The organism is Mesorhizobium sp. LCM 4576 (assembly GCF_001854815.1).
In the GTDB taxonomy this organism is placed as follows: domain Bacteria; phylum Pseudomonadota; class Alphaproteobacteria; order Rhizobiales; family Rhizobiaceae; genus Mesorhizobium; species Mesorhizobium plurifarium.
This window is the reverse complement of sequence record NZ_MDDT01000017.1, coordinates 52,698-69,559: the sequence shown is the minus strand read 5'-3', so window position 1 is coordinate 69,559 and position 16,862 is coordinate 52,698. Positions and strand designations below refer to the sequence as shown.

Sequence of the window (16,862 nt, the reverse complement as noted above, 5' to 3'; positions counted from 1 at the left end):
TCAGTTCCTCAGTTCCTACTCCCCCAACTTGTAGAAGCGGCGGATGATGTCCCAGGCCTCGTCCGCCGTGTCGACGAAATCGATGATGTCCTGATCTCCAGGCGAGATCGTGCCCTGCTCGGCGAGGAAATCGAGATCGATCGCMCTTTGCCAGAACGCCTTGCCGAACAGGATGACCGGCACGCGCTCCATGCGCCCGGTCTGGATGAGCGTCAGCGTCTCGAAGAACTCGTCCATCGTGCCGAAGCCGCCCGGGAACACCGCGACCGCCTTGGCGCGCATGACGAAATGCATCTTGCGGATGGCGAAGTAGTGGAAGTTGAAGCAGAGCTCCGGCGTGACATAGGCGTTGGGCGCCTGCTCGTGCGGCAGCACGATGTTCAAGCCGATGGACGGGGCGCCGACGTCGTCGGCGCCGCGGTTGCCGGCCTCCATGACGCCAGGCCCACCGCCGGTGACGACGACATACTCGCGATAATAGGAGGTGGCCGACTGGCGCGAGCACAGACGGGCGAATTTGCGCGCTTCCTCGTAATATTTGCTGTTGGCCTCGAGGTTCTTCTTCTGCGTCTCGTTCTTCGCCGCCCAGGCCTCGCCGCCCGGCTCCGGCAGGCGGGCGCCGCCGAACAGGATGACGGTCGAGCGGATGCCGCGTTCGGCCAGGATCATCTCCGGCTTCAGCAGCTCGAGCTGGAGCCGCACGGCGCGCAATTCGCGCCGCGTCATGAAGTCGGGATCGTTCCAGGCCAGCCGGTAGGTTTCGGCACGTGTCTGCGGGGTATCCGGCACGCTTTTCGAGCGCTCCAGGTCCTCGTCCGAATGCGGCAGCGGCGTCCACCCTGCCTTTTCCATGGGAGTCATCGAATCCACCCGTCCAATTCCCTTACTTGCGCCGTCCCGTGACGCTGGCGCGATTGACCCCCATTAAGCCTTAACATAGGGTCCGCGCGACTTTTAAACAGGTTAAGGCTGAGCGCCTTAACAGCTTGGTAATGGAGCGAAATCATGTCGAAGCCCGATCTGGCGAGCCTCGAGGAGACCATCGAAAAGGCCTTCGAGGGGCGCGACGCGATTTCGACCGCGACGCGCGGCGAGACGCGCGTCGCCATCCAGGAGGCGCTCGACCTTCTCGATCGCGGCGTCGCCCGCGTCGCCGAACGGCGGGACGACGGCAAGTGGCATGTCAACCAGTGGCTGAAGAAGGCGGTGCTGCTCTCGTTCCGGCTGAACCCGATGGAGATCATCAAGGGCGGCCCGGGCGAGGCCGTGTGGTGGGRCAAGGTGCCGTCCAAGTTCGACGGCTGGAGCGCGGTCGATTTCGAGAAGGCCGGCTTCMGCGCCGTGCCGTCCTCGGTGGTGCGCCGCTCGGCCTATGTCGCGCCGGGCGCCGTGCTGATGCCGTCCTTCGTCAATGTCGGCGCCTATGTCGATTCGGGCACCATGGTCGACACCTGGGCCTCGGTCGGCTCCTGCGCCCAGATCGGCAAGAACGTGCATCTTTCCGGCGGCGTCGGCATCGGYGGCGTGCTGGAGCCGATGCAGGCCGGCCCGACCATCATCGAGGACAATTGCTTCATCGGCGCGCGCTCCGAAGTGGTCGAAGGCTGCATCGTGCGCGAAGGCTCGGTGYTCGGCATGGGCGTGTTCATCGGCCAGTCGACCAAGATCGTCGACCGCGCCACCGGCGAGGTTTTCTACGGCGAAGTGCCGGCAAACTCGGTGGTGGTCGCCGGATCGCTGCCGGGCAAGCCGCTGCCGAATGGCGAACCGGGTCCGAGCCTCTACTGCGCCGTGATCGTCAAGCGCGTCGACGCCAAGACCCGTTCCAAGACCTCGATCAACGAATTGCTGCGCGATTGATCCTGCCTAAAGCGCGTCGCGATCTTTCAGATTCGCCCCCTGCGCTTTAGGTTTTGATCTTGCGCATGTCTTTGTCCCGAAACCGGTTCCCACTTTCGGGAGTCATGCTTTGACGGAGCGGGCGCGATTGTCTGAAAGATCGCAATTCCTCTGGGTGTTCTTCAGTCTTTCGGGGCGGCTGAGCCCGGTCGCCTATGCGCTGGCCGGGGTCTTGCTGGTGCTTGTCCAGTTTTTCCCGTTCTACCAGTTCGCGCGGGTTGAGCTGAACACCGCCGCCAGCCAGAACTGGGCCATGGTCTGCTGGGGGGTGCTGCTGATCTCGGCCTGGGCCACCTTCGCCGTAACGGCAAAGCGCTTCCATGATTTCGGCAAGCCGACCTATTTTGCGCTGATCTCGCTCATCATCGGRCCCATCCTGCTCGTCATCCTCGCCTGTTTCCGCAGCGATCCCGGGCCGAATCGCTACGGCAGGCGCACCAACGCGCCGGGCGATAGCTGACACGGCCATGCGCTACCRCACGCTCGATCCGCAACTGATCATCGAGACGGCCGAAAGGCTGGAGGGGCGGATCGGCGAACGCTTTCCGGAAGCCGGCCTGCGCGGCGTCTCGGCCGAGCTGGTGTCGCTGTCGCGGGACCTGGCCAGGGCCGCCAAGGAACTGGAGGCGCCGATCTGGTGGCTGCGCGGCGTCATCATCGCCGCCTTCGTCGCCGGCGTGGCGGTGTTCCTGTTCGTCGGCACGATCCTGCCGCTCGACCGCATCTCCGGCGCCGACGACGCCGTGCAGTCGATGCAAGGCATCGAGGCGACGATCACCACCGTCATCCTTGCCGTGCTCGGGTTGCTGGCGCTGGTCCGCACCGAGGAGCGCATCAAGCGCAAGAAGGTGTTCCGCCAGTTGCACGGACTGCGCTCGCTGATCCATGTCATCGACATGCACCAGCTGACCAAGGACCCGGCGGCGCTGGCGGCCGACTTCAAGCCGACCGCGCACTCGCCGCAGCGCATCACCAATGCCGCCGACCTTGCGCGCTATCTCGACTATTGCTCGGAGATGCTGTCGATCGCCGGCAAGATCGCGGCGCTGTTCGCGCAATCGGTCAATGACGACGTCGTCATCGACGGTGTCAACGATATCGAGAATCTGAGCTCCAACCTGTCGCGCAAGATCTGGCAGAAGATCACGCTGATCAAGGACCGCCGTTGACGTTCCGCGCCATCAGCTTCGGCGGACCGCGCTTTTCCGCTTCCGCCTGACGTATAAGCGCGGCGACGCGTTCGTTGACCGGCGTCGGAGTGYCGGTTTGCCTGGCCAGTCGAATGATGGCGCCCTGCAATTCCTCGATCTCGGTCGGGCGGCCGCGCTTGAGATCGTCCCACATCGACGAGCGCGCCTGAGGGTCGATCGCCAGCATGCGGCGCGCCAGGAGGCCGAACAGCCAGTCGGGAAGCCRCAGCACTTTCGGCAGCAGCGCCGGCGGCAGGCCGGTGATGCGCGCCGGCGCGATGCCTGCGGCCTTCATCGCGGCGAGCGCCTCGTCGATCTCAGCGGCGAGGATGCCGCGCCAGCTTCGGTCGGCCAATTGCCTTGCCAGCGGCAGGTCGGAGAGCGCCACCAGCGCATTGTTGAGGTTCATCAGCAATTTGCCCCACTGCACCGCCTTCATGTCGGCGCGCGCTTCGACGGCGAGCCCATCGACGTCGAGCAGATCGACGAGCCCGTCGACGCCGGCATCGATCATCACCTCGCCCTGGCTGGCGCGATGCACGTGGAACGGCGGCTCGCCGTCCGCAGATTGGACGACGTTGAACATCACCATGCCGGTCAGCACCCGCCGTCCCGGGAGCGCGGCGCGCAACCTGTCGGCATTGTCGACACCATTCTGCAGGCTGACCACCACCGCATCCGGGCGCCCATGGGCGCCGATCAGCCTGCCCATCTCCGCGGTCGCGCCGCTCTTGACCGTCACCAGGATGACATCCGCGTCGGGCAGCGCCGCCGCCGGATCGTCGGTGACGGCAGTCGCCTGCGCCGCGAGGYGACGGTCGCGGCCATCGAGATCGCTGATGCGCAACCCGCTTTCGCGCAGCGCCTCGACGATGCGGCCGCGACCGAGGAAAACCACTTCGCGTCCGGCGAGAGCCAGGCAGCCGCCGACATAGCATCCAATACTGCCGGCGCCGGCTATCGCAATGACGCTTGTTTCACTGGCCATGCATTCGTCCTCGCTTGGCCCACGACTTGCTATGATGATGCATGTCGTTCTCCCAGAACCGCCGCACACTTCTGGGCGACATGCATTTATACGCCATGAAAACCATATTGTCGGCGGCATGACCGGCGATCATCTGCCACCGTGACACGACAGACGCTTTCGACTATCRCTTTGCCCATGACATTGCCGACCGATCCCGCCGCGAATCTTGCCGCCCTGATCCACTGTCCTTCCGTGACGCCCGCCGAAGGCGGCGCGCTTGCCGCGCTGGAAGGCATGCTGACGCCCCTCGGCTTCTCGGTCGAACGCCCGGTCTTCTCGGAAGACGGCACGCCGGACATCGAAAACCTCTATGCGCGGCGCTCGGGCAACGGCCCGCATCTGATGTTTGCCGGCCATACCGACGTCGTGCCGGTGGGCGACGAGGCGGCCTGGACGCACCCGCCCTTCGCCGCCGAAATCGCCAATGGCGAGATGTATGGCCGGGGCGCCGTCGACATGAAGGGCGGCATCGCCTGCTTCGTCGCCGCGGTGGCGCGCCATGTCGAGAAAAATGGCGGCCCGAAAGGCTCCGTCTCGCTGCTCATCACCGGCGACGAGGAAGGACCGGCCATCAACGGCACCACCAAGCTGCTCGACTGGGCGGCGGCCAAGGGCGAGAAGTGGGACGCCTCGATCGTCGGCGAGCCGACCAATCCGGACGCGCTCGGCGACATGATCAAGATCGGCCGGCGCGGTTCGCTGTCGGGGAGCGTGACCGTGAACGGGCGCCAGGGCCATGCCGCCTATCCGCAGCTTGCCGACAACCCGGTGCGCGGGCTGATGAGCCTCGTCGACGCGCTGCTCCATCCGGTGTTCGACAAGGGAACCAGGGATTTCCAGCCGACCAATCTGGAAGTGACGTCGATCGATGTCGGCAATCCGGCGACCAACGTCATCCCGGCCAAGGCGACCGCCACCTTCAACATCCGCTTCAACGACACCTGGGACGCCGAATCGGTGCAGGCCGAGATCCACAACCGGCTCGACCAGGCCRCCGGACGCAAGAAGTACCGGCCGGGCAAGAAGACGCCGGTCGACTACGAGCTCGTCTGRCGCGACCGGCCGAGCCATGTCTTCCTGACCCGCGACGACAGGCTGATCGACACGCTGAGCAGCTCGGTCAAGGCGGTGGTCGGCAAGACGCCGGCGCTCTCCACCTCCGGCGGCACGTCTGACGCGCGCTTCATCAAGGATTATTGCCCGGTGGTCGAGTTCGGCCTGGTCGGCAAGACCATGCATATGGTCGACGAGCGCGTCGCCCTTGCCGATCTAGAGACGCTGACGCAAATCTACGAACGCTTCATCGAAGACTGGTTCGGACAGGGCCTTTCGTGACCATGCTTTCGGCGGACGAAACCTACGCTTCGCTGGCCGGCGCCTGGMGGCTGATGTTCGGTAAGGCCGACGGGTTGCGCCTGCTCGACCTTTCGGCGGACGGTTTCTGGAATTCCYTTTTCGCCATCATCGTGGCGGCCCCGGCGCTGATCGTCGGCTGGGTCGGGATCGCCAACGAGATCGGCGACCCGGACGCCTTCGCTGGACGCCTCGGCATGCTGATCCGGCTGGCGACGGTCGATCTCGGCTCCTGGGTGCTRCCGCTGGTGGCGCTGGCGCTGGTCGCGCCGCGTGCCGGCATCGGCGGCCGCTTCGTCCATTATGTCGTCGCCTCCAACTGGACGTCGGCGATCATCGCCTGGCTGATGCTGCCCTCCGCGCTGCTCAGGCTCTTCCTCCCCTCCAGCAGCGAGATCACCAGCCTGGTGTCGCTGGTTCTGTTCGCCCTGTCGATGGTGTTGACCTGGCGCATGACCAACGCAACCATCGGCAAGGGCGCCGCGGTGGRCACGGCCGTGTTCGTCGGCATGTTCATCGCCTCGCTRCTCGTCCTGTTCGGCCTGCAGGCGCTGCTCGGCATAGACATACCGGACAGCCCGACGGGTTAGGTGTCGGTAGCGGATTTGCCGGACGCCTCGGGATAGTCCACTCCGACGAGAAAAAGCCCGTCCGGCGGCGCCACCTGGCCGCAGGCGGCGCGGTCGCGCGCTTCGAGCGCCGCCCTGAGATCGGCGGCGCCCCAGGAGCCGTCGCCGACGCGCCTCAGCGAGCCGACCATCGAGCGAACCTGGTTGTGCAGGAAGGAGCGCGCCGAGGTCCGCACCTCGATGAAATCGCCATCGCGGCCGACGTCGAGGCGGTCGAGCGTGCGGACCGGGCTTTCGGCCTGGCACTGGGTGGAGCGGAAGGTGGTGAAGTCATGCTTTCCAAGCAGCACCTTGGCCGCCTCATRCATGGCCTCGGCATCGAGCCGCTTCGGCACCCACCAGACCTTGCCCTTTTCCAGCGCCGGAGGCGCGCGACGGTTCAAGATGCGATAGAGATAGTGGCGGCCGGTGGCGGAAAAGCGCGCGTCGAAATCGTCGGCGACGACAGCCGCTTTCAGGATGGCGACGCGCGCGCCGRTCGCCTGCAGATGGGCATTCACCGCATCGCGCACCTTGTCGCCCGGCCACGCCTTGGCGAGATCGACATGCGCCACCTGGGCGGTGGCGTGCACGCCGGCATCGGTGCGGCCGGCGGCACGTATCCTTAGGCCTTCACCGCAGAACTTCTCGATCGCCTGCTCGATCGCCTGCTGCACCGAGGGCTGGTCGGCCTGATGCTGCCAGCCCGCGAACTGGCTGCCGTCATATTCGATATCGAGCCGAAAACGCGGCATGTTCTGCGGTCGATCCGCGCTCGCCTAAGCAGCGAGCGCGGTGAAGGCCGAAGCGTAGACAAGCCTGCCGGTCTCGGGCGCGTCGGCCCAGGCCAGGGCCTGCAGCGCTTCGCCCTGATACTCGCTCTCGAATCCGGCAGCGCGGGCATGGGTATAACCGAAGCGGCCGTAATAGACCGGATCGCCCAGGACCACGGCCAGCGTCTCGCCGGCCTCCTTGAGGCGGATATGCGCCTCGCGGATCAGCGCGCCGCCGATGCCGGTGCCGTGGAAGGAGGGCTCGACCGCCAGCGGCGCCAGCGCGACGGCCGCGAAACGCTTGCCGCCATTCTGCACGTAAAGCCTGGAGAACAGGATGTGGCCGACGACCTGGCCGTCTTCTTCCGCCACCAGCTCGACAACGGCGTCGCCGCCGGTAACCAATGCGTCGACCAGGCCGGCTTCCGCCTGCTGGCCAAAGGCATGCTCTTCGACGAGGCGGATCGCCTCGCGATCCCGCGGCGTCGCCGCGCGTATCGACATCATGCTCATGTGAGTTTCGTTCCTTTTTCGATCTTGGCTCCGCGCAGAAACTCCTGCGCGGCGGCAGGCTTTCCGCCCGCCCGTTGAACTTCGACCAGCCTGACCGCGCCCGACCCGCAGGCGACCGTCAGCCGGTCATCGAGAATTCCTCCCGACTCGCCGACGCCATCCGAGAGCGTCGAGCGAAGCAGTTTCAGCCGCTCCATGCGGCCGCCAATTTCGACCTCGCACCACGCGCCCGGGAAGGGCGAGAGGCCGCGAATGTGATTGTGGACTTCGCCAGAAGGCCGCGTCCAGTCTACGCGTGTCTCCGATTTATCGATCTTTCGGGCGTAGGTCACCCCTTCCGCCGCCTGCGGGGTAAATGTCAGACAATTTATCCCCAGCTGCGCGAGCGCCTCGACCATCAACGATGCGCCCTGAGCCATCAGGCGGTCATGCAATTCGCCGGCCGTCATATCGGGTGCGATGGCGCATTTTTCAACCAATGCCACCGGTCCGGTGTCCAAACCCTCTTCCATCTTCATGACCATCATACCGGTTTCGCTATCGCCGGCCATGATCGCGCGCTGGATGGGAGCAGCACCACGCCAGCGTGGCAAAAGCGAGGCGTGGCCATTGAGACAGCCGAGCCTTGTCGCCTCCAGGACCGCTTTCGGCAGCAGCAATCCATAGGCGACGACGACCGCGACATCGGCCTGCAAGCCGGCAAAAGCCTGCTGCTCGGCCTCGCTTTTCAGCGATGTCGGCGTGCGCACCTCGAGCCCCAGCCGCTCGGCTTCGCGCTGCACCGGGGACGGCGTCAATTCCAGCCCGCGCCGACCGGCTGCGCGCGGGGGCTGCGTGTAGACGGCCGCGATCTCGTGGCCGGCCTCGGCGATGGCGCGCAAGGTCGGCACGGAGAAATCCGGCGTGCCCATGAAGATGACGCGAAGCGGCATGAGGTGCTGCGATCYTGTTTTGCGGCTAGGGTCAGGTGCTCGCGTGGCCGAAACGGCCCCTAACCCACCATCTTGCCCGGCGCCTTGTCCTTGGCGAGCTTCTTGAATTTCCGCACCACCATGTCGCGCTTCAGCTTCGAGATGTGGTCGATGAACAGCACGCCGTTGAGATGGTCGATCTCGTGCTGCAGGCAGGTGGCCATCAGGCCTTCCGCCCGCATTTCCTGCAGCTTGCCGTCGCGGTCGAGATATTTCACCCGCACCGAGGCCGGGCGCTCGACCTCGGCGTAATAGTCGGGGATCGAAAGGCAGCCTTCCTCGTAGACGGAACGCTGGTCGGAACTCTCCAGCACCTCCGGATTGATGAAGACATGCGGCTGAGGCTCCTCGCCTTCCTTGGCGAGGTCGATGACCAGCAGCCGCCGGGGTTCGCCGACCTGGATCGCCGCCAGCCCGATGCCCGGGGCGTCATACATGGTCTCCAGCATGTCGTCGGCTAGCTTGCGCAGATCGGCATCGACGCGTTCCACCGGCTTGGAAACCTGGCGCAGGACGGGATCGGGAAGGATGATGAGCGGCTTGATCGACATGGCGTCTCACCTAAGACCTCGCTTGACTAGCGTCAACCGGGACAGCTTCGACCTGTTCACGTTTTGATCTGTGCCAGGAGGCCGAATCGGTTATGCTGCGCATATGAACGACATGACCTCCATCCTTTCGCAACCGGTCGCGCGGCTCGGCGCCTCCACGATCACGCTCGGCCACGCGCTCGCTTTCACCCTCGTCCTGTTCGTCGTTCTCTTCGCGGCGCTGGTCATCGCCTTGTGGCGCGCGGCCACAGCGCGCGCGGCTGCCGCGGCGGAAGCGGCCGACCACGCCCGCGACACCGAGGCGCGCATCGCCGACGTCCTGCAGGCGCAGGCCGAGATGCAGGGGCGCATGGGCGCCATCGCCGAGGTGTTCGGGGCGCGGCAGGCCGAGCTCACCCAGTCGCTCGGACAACGGCTCGACGCCATGACCGGGCGCCTCGGCCAGACCATGGCCGAACAGACCAAGTCGACGCATGAGAGCCTGGCCAAGCTGCAGGAGCGGCTGGCGGTGATCGACACCGCGCAGGGCAATATCCAGTCCCTGGCCGGCCAGGTCGTGCAGTTGCAGGCGATCCTCTCCAACAAGCAGACGCGCGGCGCCTTCGGCCAATCGCGCATGGAGGCGATCGTCGCCGATGGCCTGCCGCACGGCACCTATGAATTCCAGGCAAGCCTTTCCAACGGCAGCCGGCCCGACTGCCTGGTGCGGATGCCGAACGGCGCGCCGATGCTGGCCATCGACGCCAAGTTCCCGCTGGAAGCCTGGAACGCCATCCGCGCCGCCGAAGGCGCCGACATGCAGAAGGTTGCGGCGCAGGCGTTCCGGCGCGACATCGAGGTGCACATCCGCGATATCGCCGAAAAATACCTGATCCAGGGCGAGACGCAGGACACCGCCTTCATGTTCGTGCCGTCGGAATCGGTGTTCGCCGAGATCCACGAGAATTTCGAGACAGTGGTGCAGAAGGCGCATCGCGCCCGCGTCGTCATCGTCTCGCCGTCGCTGCTGATGCTGTCGATCCAGGTGATCCAGGCGATCCTCAAGGATGCCCGCATGCGCGAGCAGGCGCATCTGATCCAGGGCGAGGTCATCCGGCTGATGGAGGATGTGGCGCGGGTCGACGAACGGGTGCGGCGGCTGCAGACGCATTTCGGCCAGGCGGCGCGGGACATAGACGACATCCTGGTGTCGACATCGAAGGTGACCAAACGCGGCCAGAAGATCGAGGCGCTGGAATTCGCCGAGGGCGAAACCGAGGCCGCGCGAAGTGCGGCGCCAAAGGCCGATGCCGGCGCGCGGGTGGCCGATTCGAAGACCGGCCAACTCAGGCTGCGGGTCGTCGAAGGCGACGAGTAGCCGACGGCGTCACCGTCGCCAACCTTGTCTCCATGACATTTTTTCGTTGGCGCGCCACGGTCTTTTGCGTGCACCATGGGCGATCCCGTTCCCGCAAGGCCCTCGCCCATGACCACCCTGCCCGGCATCTCAGACATCCGCGCCGCCGCCGAGCGGCTTTCCGGCCTGATCGTCGAAACGCCGCTGATCGAATCGCCGGAGCTCAACAGGCGCCATGGCGGCCGCATCCTGTTCAAGCCCGAGACGCTGCAGCGCACCGGCTCCTTCAAGATCCGCGGCGCCTATAACAAGCTGTCGTCGCTCAGCGAGGAGGAGCGCGGCCGTGGCGTCGTGGCCTTCTCTTCCGGCAACCATGCGCAGGGCGTAGCGGCCTCAGCCGCCATGTTCGGCGTCAAGGCGGTGATCGCCATGCCGGCCGACGCGCCAGCGCTGAAAGTCGGCAATGTCCGCAAGATGGGGGCGGAAGTGGTGCCGTTCGACCGCTTCAAGGACGACCGCATGGCGGTCGTGCGCCCCTATGTCGAGAAGGGCATGGTGCTGGTGCCGCCCTTCGACGATCCGGCTATCATCGCCGGCCAGGGCACAATCGGCCTGGAGCTGATGAAGCAGGCGAAGGCGCTCGGCGCGGCGCTCGACGCCGTCGTCGTGCCTTGCGGCGGCGGCGGCCTGTCGAGCGGCATCTCCGTCGCGGTCAAGGACGCCTCGCCGCGCACCGCCGTCTGGGCGGTCGAGCCCGAGCATTTCGACGACACGCGCCGCTCGCTGGCCAAGGGCGAGCGGGTCGCGAACGAGCCCGGCCACTCCTCGATCTGCGATGCGCTGCTCACCACCGAGCCCGGCGCCATCACCTTCGAGATCAACCGCCGCAATCTCGCCGGCGCCATTGCCGTCTCCGACAAGGCCGCCGCCCAGGCGATGCGCGACGCCATGGCGTATCTGAAGCTGGTGGTCGAGCCGGGCGGCTGCGTCGCGCTGGCCGCGCTCTCATCCGGCGAGATCGACCTCGCCGGCAAGTGCGTCGCCGTGGTGCTGTCGGGCGGCAACGTCGATTTCGGGACCTATGCGGAGATCATGGCGGCGGCGTAGGCGCTGCGGCGCAAGCAAGAAAACGTCGCGATCCTTCACACCCCCCTCTGTCCTGCCGGACATCTCCCCCGCAAGGGGGGAGATCAGCTGTCGCCCCCGATTTCGCCAATCACCAACGTTGCAGAAAGAGCGGCGCGGCCGATGCTGCCAATCTCCCCCCTTGCGGGGGAGATGCCCGGCAGGGCAGAGGGGGGTGCTGTCCCGCCAGCGTCAAAAACTTTCCGCCATGCTTTGCTCAATCCAGCGTGCGCCTGAACCGCACCAGCGCCACACCTGCAAACAGCGCCACGAACACCACCAGCCAGCCGATTTCCGTCGCCACCGCGGGCAGCTCGGCGCCCTTCAGCATCACCGCCCGCGTGATGCGCAAAAAATGCGTCAGCGGGAAAATCTCGCCGAAAGTCTGCGCCCAGCCCGGCATGCCGCGATAGGGGAACATGAAGCCGGAGAGCAGCAGCGATGGCAGGAAAAAGAAGAAGGTGAGCTGCATCGCCTGCATCTGYGAGCGGGCCATGGTCGAGATCGTATAGCCGAGCAGCACCAGCGAAAGCACGAAGACCAGCACCGAGGAGAGCAGYAGCGTCAGGCTGCCGACGAAGGGGATGCCGAACAGGAGCTTCGCCGCCACCAGCACCACCWCCACCTGCACGGCGCCGACCACGAGGTAAGGCAGCACCTTGCCCAGCATGATCTCCAGCGGGCTTGACGGCATCGCGAGCAGGTTTTCCATCGTGCCGCGCTCGGTTTCCCGGGTCAGCGCCATTGCCGTCATCATCACCATGGTCATCTGCAGGATGACGCCGAGCAGGCCGGGCACGATGTTGTATTGCGAGACGCCTTCCGGATTGTAGCGCCGGTGCACGACGACATCGAGCTGGCCGCGCGCCGCTTCCCTGGCCGCGTCCTGGGTGCCCTGAGCCCTGAGCAGCGCCTGGCTGGCCACGGTGCCGAGCGTCGAGATGGCGCCGCTGGCAACGGACGGGTCGGTGGCGTCGGCCTCGATCAGTATCTGCGGATTGTCGCCGCRCTCGACGCGGCGCGCGAAATCGGCGGGAATGGTGACGACGAAGGAGACATCGCCGCGCGCCATCAGGAATTCGGCTTCCGCCGCACTTTGCGCCACATGGTCGAAGCGGTAGTAGCCGGTGGTCTGCAGCGCCGAGACCATCGCCCGCGTGTAGGGACCGCTGCTGGTCGCCACCAGCGCCGCCGGCAGGCTCTTCGGGTCGTTGTTGATCGCAAAGCCGAACAGCACGAGCTGCATCAGCGGCACACCCAGCATCATGGCGAAGGTGATGCGGTCGCGCCGCATCTGGATGAACTCCTTGATGAGCAGCGCGCCCAGCCTGGCGAAGGAGAAGACCGCGTTCATGCCATGTTGTCCTTCGAGCCGGACATGAACTGGATGAACACATCCTCCAGGCTGGTCTCGCCCGGCGTCACCGTCACGTCCTTGTGCTCCTTCTCGACATCGGCGAGCGCCTTCTCGAGCGCCGCGTTGTCGGAGCCGACGACATGCAGCGTCGCGCCGAACGGCGCCACCTGGTCGACGCCCGGCCGTCMCTGCAGCGCCTCGGCCACCTGGTCGAGCTTCGGCCCCTGCAGCACGAAGGTGGTCAGCCCGGCATTCTTCACCACCTCGTCCACCGTGCCGGTGGCGAGCATCTTGCCGTAGGAGATGTAGCTGATGCGGTGGCAGCGCTCGGCCTCGTCCATGTAATGGGTGGAGACGAGAACGGTCAGCCCGCCGCCGGCCAGCCGATGGATCTCGTCCCAGAACTCGCGCCGCGCCTTCGGATCGACGCCCGCCGTCGGCTCGTCGAGCAGAAGCAGCTTCGGCTTGTGCATGATGCAGGCGGCCAAGGCCAGCCGCTGTTTCCAGCCGCCGGAAAGCGTGCCGGCCAGCTGGTTGCGGCGGCTGGCCAGGCCGAGTTCTTCCAGCGTCCTCGCCACATGTTGCTCTACCGGCTTCAGCCGGTAGAGCCGCGCCACGAATTCGAGGTTCTCGCCGATCGTCAGATCCTCGTAGAACGAGAATTTCTGCGTCATGTAGCCGACCTCGCGCTTGATCCTGAGCGCGTCGGTAAGGATGTCGAAGCCAAGCACCGTGCCTTCGCCCTCGTCCGGCGTGAGYAGTCCGCACATGATGCGGATGGTCGTCGTCTTGCCCGAGCCGTTCGGCCCGAGGAAGCCGACGATCTCGCCTTCGGCGACCGTCATCGTCACATGGTCGACGACGGTCTTGTCGCCGAAGCGCTTGACCAGGCCGCGGACGTCGATGACGTTCATTGCCCGATATCCGCGAGATCGACATCGACGATCTGGCCGGGCTGCAAGGGTCCCGCATCGCCCTCCGGCCGGGCCTCGACGAGATAGACCAGCTTCTGCCGGTTTTCGAGCGAGTAGATCACCGGCGGCGTGAATTCCGGATCGGGCGAGACATAGCTGACGCGCGCCTTCAGCCCCGCCCCGCAGCCGTCGCAATGGACGTTGAGCTCGGTGCCGACCTTGACCGACGAAAACGCGCTTTCCGGCACATAGACGCTGAGCTTCACGGCGCCGTCCGGCAGCATCGAGATCACCGGCGAGGTCGGTCCGGCGGTGTCGCCGGGATTGCGGATGACGTCGTTGACGCGGCCGGGCGACGGCGCCGTCAGCACCCGCTTCGACAGCCGCMACTCGGCCTGCCGCAAGCTCGATTGCGCCTGCTTGACCTGGTTGTCGGCGGCCTTGATGGTTTCGGGCCGCGCCGRCAGATTGCCGACGGCGAGATTGGCCTCCGCCTGGCCGACCTGAGCATTGGCGGTTTCCAGTGAGGCCGAGGCAGTGTCGTAATCGGCCTGGGTGYCGGTGCCGCGCTTATAGAGGTCGCTGGCGCGGTCATATTTGCGCTTGGCGTCGGCGGCCTGGGCTTTGGCCATGTCGACCTCGGCCTTGAGCACGGCGATCTCCTCGGGACGCTTGCCGACCTGCAGGTCGGCAAGCTGCGCCTGGGCCTGCGCCAGCGCGGCCTCGGCCTGCGCCACCTCGATCCTGGCGTCGGCGTCTTCCAGCGTCGCCACCGCCGTGCCGGTCTCGACGCGGTCGCCGCGCCTGACCGTCACCGTCGCCACCTGGGCCACTTCGATCGGCGCCATCAGCACATATTCGCCCTCGACATAGCCGACAGCCAAGGGCGCCGCCGGCGCGCAGGCGCCGAACAGCTGGGCCGCGAGYGGCAGCGAACAGAGAAAGCTCATGATTTGTCCTTCTTGCCGGCGCGTGYATCGCGTGACGCCAGCATTGCCCTGAGATTGCCGGTCGTGRCCGCCACCACCTTGGCGGCCTCCTCATTGCCGATCTCGCGCCAGCCCATGCGGCGCATCACCGCCTCGCGGCCGATGCGGAAATAGATGACCTKGCCGATCATGGTGAAGACGGTGAGCTTGGTCGCCTCGCTCTCGGCCGGCTCGCCGGTCRCCTGCTCCCAGATTTGGCACAGCCGCCGGTGTGTCGGCTCGAACACGCCGGCATAGATGCGGTCGAGCGCGGCAGTCGGATGCGAGAGCTCGCGGAGTACGAATTGTACGATCTCGCCGGCCTGCGGGCTGACCACGACGAAACCCACCATCCGCTCGAGGGCGGCGAAAAGCTGGGCCCGTGCGGCTTCGGGGGTTGCCGGGGCGGCCGCCTGGGTTGCGCCCAGCGCCTGGCCGGCGATGCCCTGGATGGTTTCGACGATAAAGTCAGCGGCGGCGGCGCGCAGGCCCTCCTTGCCGCCGAAATGATAGGCGATCGAGCCGATATTGGCCTTGGCTTCCGCCGCGATCTCACGCGTCGAGGTACCGTCGAAACCCTGCCGTCCGAACAGTTTGAGCGCCGCGTGCACCAACGCCATTCGCGTCTGCTCGGCGGTGGTCGCTTCGCGCTGTTGCCTTTTTGGATCCGGTTGCCTCTTCATATCAGAAACTTTAATCAATCGATTGATTAAAGTCAAATTTGACCTCTGAGTCGGCTTGCCTTCTCGACCCCCACAGGCTTTAGTGCGCGGCCATGGGCAAGGAAGTCGAGCGTAAGTTCCTGGTCTCCGGTCCGGCATGGCGCGACGAGGTCGAGGCGGAGATCCGCATTCGCCAGTTCTACGTCGCCGCCCAGCCCGGCCGCACGGTGCGTGTGCGCATCAGCGACGGGCGCTCCGCCAAGCTGACGCTGAAGTTCGGCGTCAGGGCGCGCGAGCGCGACGAATTCGAATATTCCATCCCGCTTGCCGAAGCCCAGGAACTGATGGCCTTTGCCATCGGACGTGTCATCGAGAAGACACGCCACCATGTTAGACACCGCGGCTATCTCTATGAAGTCGATGTTTTCGGCGGAAAGCTCGCGGGGTTGGTGATCGCGGAGCTGGAGACGCCGGAGGACGTATCTGACGAAATGCTGCCCGACTGGCTCGGTCGCGAGGTCACCGGCGAGTCGAGATTCTACAACGCGTCGCTGGCCCTCGGGGGGATTCCGGAGATCGCCGCATGAGCTTCCGCATCGATCCGCGCCTGCCGCTGACCGGCGAGGTCAGGCGCATATTGGCCGACGAGATCGGCAAGGCAATCGGCCATCTTGAGGCGGCTCGCGAGAAGCCGGAGCAGGGGCTGCATAAATGCCGCAAGCGTCTGAAGAGTGTGCGCGCCTTGCTGCGCCTGGTTCGTTCCGGGGACGAACCGTTCTGCCAGACCGAGAACGAATGCTACAAGCAGGTGTCGGCGCTGCTTGCCGGACCGCGCGAGGCGACTGCCTTGATCGAGACTGTCGACCGCCTGGCTGACGCCTTTCCGGAACAATCCGCGGGCGGCGGTCTGGACGCCGTACGCGAGCGGCTGGTGCTGCGCCAGCACGAGCTCCATGCTGGTCCCGGCCTCGACGCCGCCATCAGTGCGGCCATCGCCGCGTGCCACGAAGGCCTGGAGCGCACCGACAGGCTGGCCCTGCCCGATCAGCCGGAACAGGCGGCCGATATCCTGGCCGAAGGCGCCCGCGCCACCTTGCGCCGCGCGAAGAAGGCGCTGGACAAGGCGGATGCGCGCGGCGAGGCCGACGATTTTCACGATCTGCGCAAGGCGGCCAAGACGCATTCCATGCATCTGTCGCTGCTCGGCCGCTTGTGGCCGACGCCGATCAAGGCGCGCCGCAAGGCGGTCGACAGGCTCGGCGAACTGCTCGGCGAACTGCACGACGTCTTCGTCATGCGCGCCCTGYTCGACGCCGAAGGCGAGCCGCTCGGCCCCGCCGACGAGACGAAGCTTCTGCGCAAGCTCTTGAAGCGCTCAGAAAAGAGCCTGACCAAGGCCTGCCTTGCCGATGCCGCCGAACTGTTCGGCGACAGCCCCAAGCGCTCGGCCAAGAGGCTCGCCCGCAAGGCGCGCGGCGATCTCGCCGCACCCCAGGAAGAAGCGAAAGCGGCGTGACGCCAGCCTTACCTTCTCCCCTTGCGGGAGAAGGTGGCCGCGAAGCGGCCGGATGAGGGGTGCTCCAGGGAATGAGGCGTTGGCGATTGCGGTTTT

The 16,862-nt window shown here is 66.0% G+C and carries 19 protein-coding genes; 9 read left to right on the top strand and 10 right to left on the bottom strand.

Going from position 1 to position 16,862, the window contains the following annotated elements; translation table 11 throughout:
• Positions 1-15: 15 nt before the first annotated feature.
• Positions 16-861 (bottom strand): LOG family protein, encoded by an 846-nt coding sequence (locus LCM4576_RS09165; protein WP_116397913.1) that lies wholly within the window; start codon positions 859-861, stop codon positions 16-18.
• A 144-nt stretch (positions 862-1,005) separates the two neighbouring features.
• On the opposite strand from LCM4576_RS09165, the gene dapD reads away from it, so the two are divergent.
• From dapD to LCM4576_RS09150, 3 genes are all read left to right on the top strand, one after another.
• Complete coding sequence (dapD, locus tag LCM4576_RS09160; protein WP_071031806.1) at positions 1,006-1,860, top strand: 2,3,4,5-tetrahydropyridine-2,6-dicarboxylate N-succinyltransferase; 855 nt, start codon at positions 1,006-1,008, stop codon at positions 1,858-1,860.
• Between the two features lie 127 nt (positions 1,861-1,987).
• Entirely contained in the window at positions 1,988-2,359 is a 372-nt protein-coding gene (locus tag LCM4576_RS09155; protein ID WP_071031805.1) for a DUF805 domain-containing protein, read from the top strand.
• Positions 2,360-2,366: 7 nt separating this feature from the next.
• On the top strand, positions 2,367-3,068 hold the full coding sequence (locus LCM4576_RS09150) for a hypothetical protein (protein ID WP_071031804.1): 702 nt from the start codon (positions 2,367-2,369) through the stop codon (positions 3,066-3,068).
• Here the strand turns inward: LCM4576_RS09150 and LCM4576_RS09145 are convergent.
• Positions 3,052-4,077 carry a 2-dehydropantoate 2-reductase gene (locus tag LCM4576_RS09145; protein ID WP_071031803.1) on the bottom strand — a complete coding sequence of 342 codons (1,026 nt, stop codon included), beginning with the start codon at positions 4,075-4,077 and terminating at the stop codon, positions 3,052-3,054. The two genes, LCM4576_RS09150 and LCM4576_RS09145, sit on opposite strands and share 17 nt — an antisense overlap.
• Before the next feature lie 177 nt (positions 4,078-4,254).
• On the opposite strand from LCM4576_RS09145, the gene dapE reads away from it, so the two are divergent.
• Together dapE and LCM4576_RS09135 are read left to right on the top strand one after the other, a co-directional pair.
• A complete protein-coding gene (dapE, locus tag LCM4576_RS09140; RefSeq protein WP_071031802.1) occupies positions 4,255-5,454 on the top strand; it encodes a succinyl-diaminopimelate desuccinylase in 1,200 nt (399 codons plus the stop codon).
• Between the two features lie 2 nt (positions 5,455-5,456).
• Positions 5,457-6,062 carry a transporter gene (locus tag LCM4576_RS09135; protein ID WP_071031801.1) on the top strand — a complete coding sequence of 202 codons (606 nt, stop codon included), beginning with the start codon at positions 5,457-5,459 and terminating at the stop codon, positions 6,060-6,062.
• Here the strand turns inward: LCM4576_RS09135 and truA are convergent.
• From truA to def, 4 genes are read right to left on the bottom strand one after another with little or no spacing between them, the layout of a single operon-like run.
• Complete coding sequence (gene truA / locus LCM4576_RS09130) at positions 6,059-6,835, bottom strand: tRNA pseudouridine(38-40) synthase TruA (RefSeq protein ID WP_071031800.1); 777 nt, start codon at positions 6,833-6,835, stop codon at positions 6,059-6,061. The two genes, LCM4576_RS09135 and truA, sit on opposite strands and share 4 nt — an antisense overlap.
• A gap of 24 nt (positions 6,836-6,859) precedes the next feature.
• Positions 6,860-7,366, bottom strand: coding sequence for a GNAT family N-acetyltransferase (locus LCM4576_RS09125; RefSeq protein ID WP_040984877.1), 507 nt, complete (start codon positions 7,364-7,366; stop codon positions 6,860-6,862).
• Positions 7,363-8,298: a methionyl-tRNA formyltransferase gene (gene fmt / locus LCM4576_RS09120; RefSeq protein WP_071031799.1), complete on the bottom strand. Its 936-nt coding sequence runs from the start codon at positions 8,296-8,298 to the stop codon at positions 7,363-7,365. The genes LCM4576_RS09125 and fmt overlap by 4 nt, the downstream gene beginning before the upstream one ends.
• A 59-nt stretch (positions 8,299-8,357) precedes the next feature.
• The gene (gene def, locus LCM4576_RS09115; protein WP_041003546.1) at positions 8,358-8,888 is read right to left on the bottom strand and encodes a peptide deformylase; all 531 of its coding nucleotides are present in this window, start codon (positions 8,886-8,888) and stop codon (positions 8,358-8,360) included.
• A 103-nt stretch (positions 8,889-8,991) separates the two neighbouring features.
• Between def and LCM4576_RS09110 the strand changes: the two genes are divergently transcribed.
• Both LCM4576_RS09110 and LCM4576_RS09105 read left to right on the top strand, forming a co-directional pair.
• Positions 8,992-10,245: a DNA recombination protein RmuC gene (locus LCM4576_RS09110; RefSeq protein ID WP_071031798.1), complete on the top strand. Its 1,254-nt coding sequence runs from the start codon at positions 8,992-8,994 to the stop codon at positions 10,243-10,245.
• Between the two features lie 108 nt (positions 10,246-10,353).
• Complete coding sequence (locus tag LCM4576_RS09105; protein ID WP_071031797.1) at positions 10,354-11,331, top strand: threonine/serine dehydratase; 978 nt, start codon at positions 10,354-10,356, stop codon at positions 11,329-11,331.
• 235 nt (positions 11,332-11,566) lie between these two features.
• On the opposite strand, the gene LCM4576_RS09100 is transcribed toward LCM4576_RS09105, so the two are convergent.
• From LCM4576_RS09100 to LCM4576_RS09085, 4 genes are read right to left on the bottom strand one after another with little or no spacing between them, the layout of a single operon-like run.
• Positions 11,567-12,703: an ABC transporter permease gene (locus LCM4576_RS09100; protein WP_071031796.1), complete on the bottom strand. Its 1,137-nt coding sequence runs from the start codon at positions 12,701-12,703 to the stop codon at positions 11,567-11,569.
• Entirely contained in the window at positions 12,700-13,620 is a 921-nt protein-coding gene (locus LCM4576_RS09095) for an ABC transporter ATP-binding protein (protein WP_071031795.1), read from the bottom strand. Before LCM4576_RS09095 ends, LCM4576_RS09100 begins: the two co-directional genes overlap by 4 nt.
• Positions 13,617-14,570 (bottom strand): HlyD family secretion protein, encoded by a 954-nt coding sequence (locus LCM4576_RS09090; RefSeq protein WP_071031794.1) that lies wholly within the window; start codon positions 14,568-14,570, stop codon positions 13,617-13,619. Before LCM4576_RS09090 ends, LCM4576_RS09095 begins: the two co-directional genes overlap by 4 nt.
• A complete protein-coding gene (locus tag LCM4576_RS09085; RefSeq protein WP_071031793.1) occupies positions 14,567-15,271 on the bottom strand; it encodes a DUF1956 domain-containing protein in 705 nt (234 codons plus the stop codon). The genes LCM4576_RS09090 and LCM4576_RS09085 overlap by 4 nt, the downstream gene beginning before the upstream one ends.
• A gap of 92 nt (positions 15,272-15,363) precedes the next feature.
• Between LCM4576_RS09085 and LCM4576_RS09080 the strand changes: the two genes are divergently transcribed.
• Positions 15,364-15,837, top strand: a complete 474-nt coding sequence (locus tag LCM4576_RS09080; protein WP_040984866.1) for a CYTH domain-containing protein — start codon at positions 15,364-15,366, stop codon at positions 15,835-15,837.
• The gene (locus LCM4576_RS09075) at positions 15,834-16,766 is read left to right on the top strand and encodes a CHAD domain-containing protein (RefSeq protein ID WP_071031792.1); all 933 of its coding nucleotides are present in this window, start codon (positions 15,834-15,836) and stop codon (positions 16,764-16,766) included. Before LCM4576_RS09080 ends, LCM4576_RS09075 begins: the two co-directional genes overlap by 4 nt.
• Positions 16,767-16,862: the final 96 nt, after the last annotated feature.

Bases quoted from the DNA above. Each gene is read 5' to 3' on its own strand.
- LCM4576_RS09125 (WP_040984877.1), bottom strand. From the start codon at position 7,366: ATGAGCATGATGTCGATACGCGCGGCGACGCCGCGGGATCGCGAGGCG.
- fmt (WP_071031799.1), bottom strand. From the start codon at position 8,298: ATGCCGCTTCGCGTCATCTTCATGGGCACGCCGGATTTCTCCGTGCCG.
- def (WP_041003546.1), bottom strand. From the start codon at position 8,888: ATGTCGATCAAGCCGCTCATCATCCTTCCCGATCCCGTCCTGCGCCAG.
- LCM4576_RS09110 (WP_071031798.1), top strand. From the start codon at position 8,992: ATGAACGACATGACCTCCATCCTTTCGCAACCGGTCGCGCGGCTCGGC.
- LCM4576_RS09105 (WP_071031797.1), top strand. From the start codon at position 10,354: ATGACCACCCTGCCCGGCATCTCAGACATCCGCGCCGCCGCCGAGCGG.
- LCM4576_RS09080 (WP_040984866.1), top strand. From the start codon at position 15,364: ATGGGCAAGGAAGTCGAGCGTAAGTTCCTGGTCTCCGGTCCGGCATGG.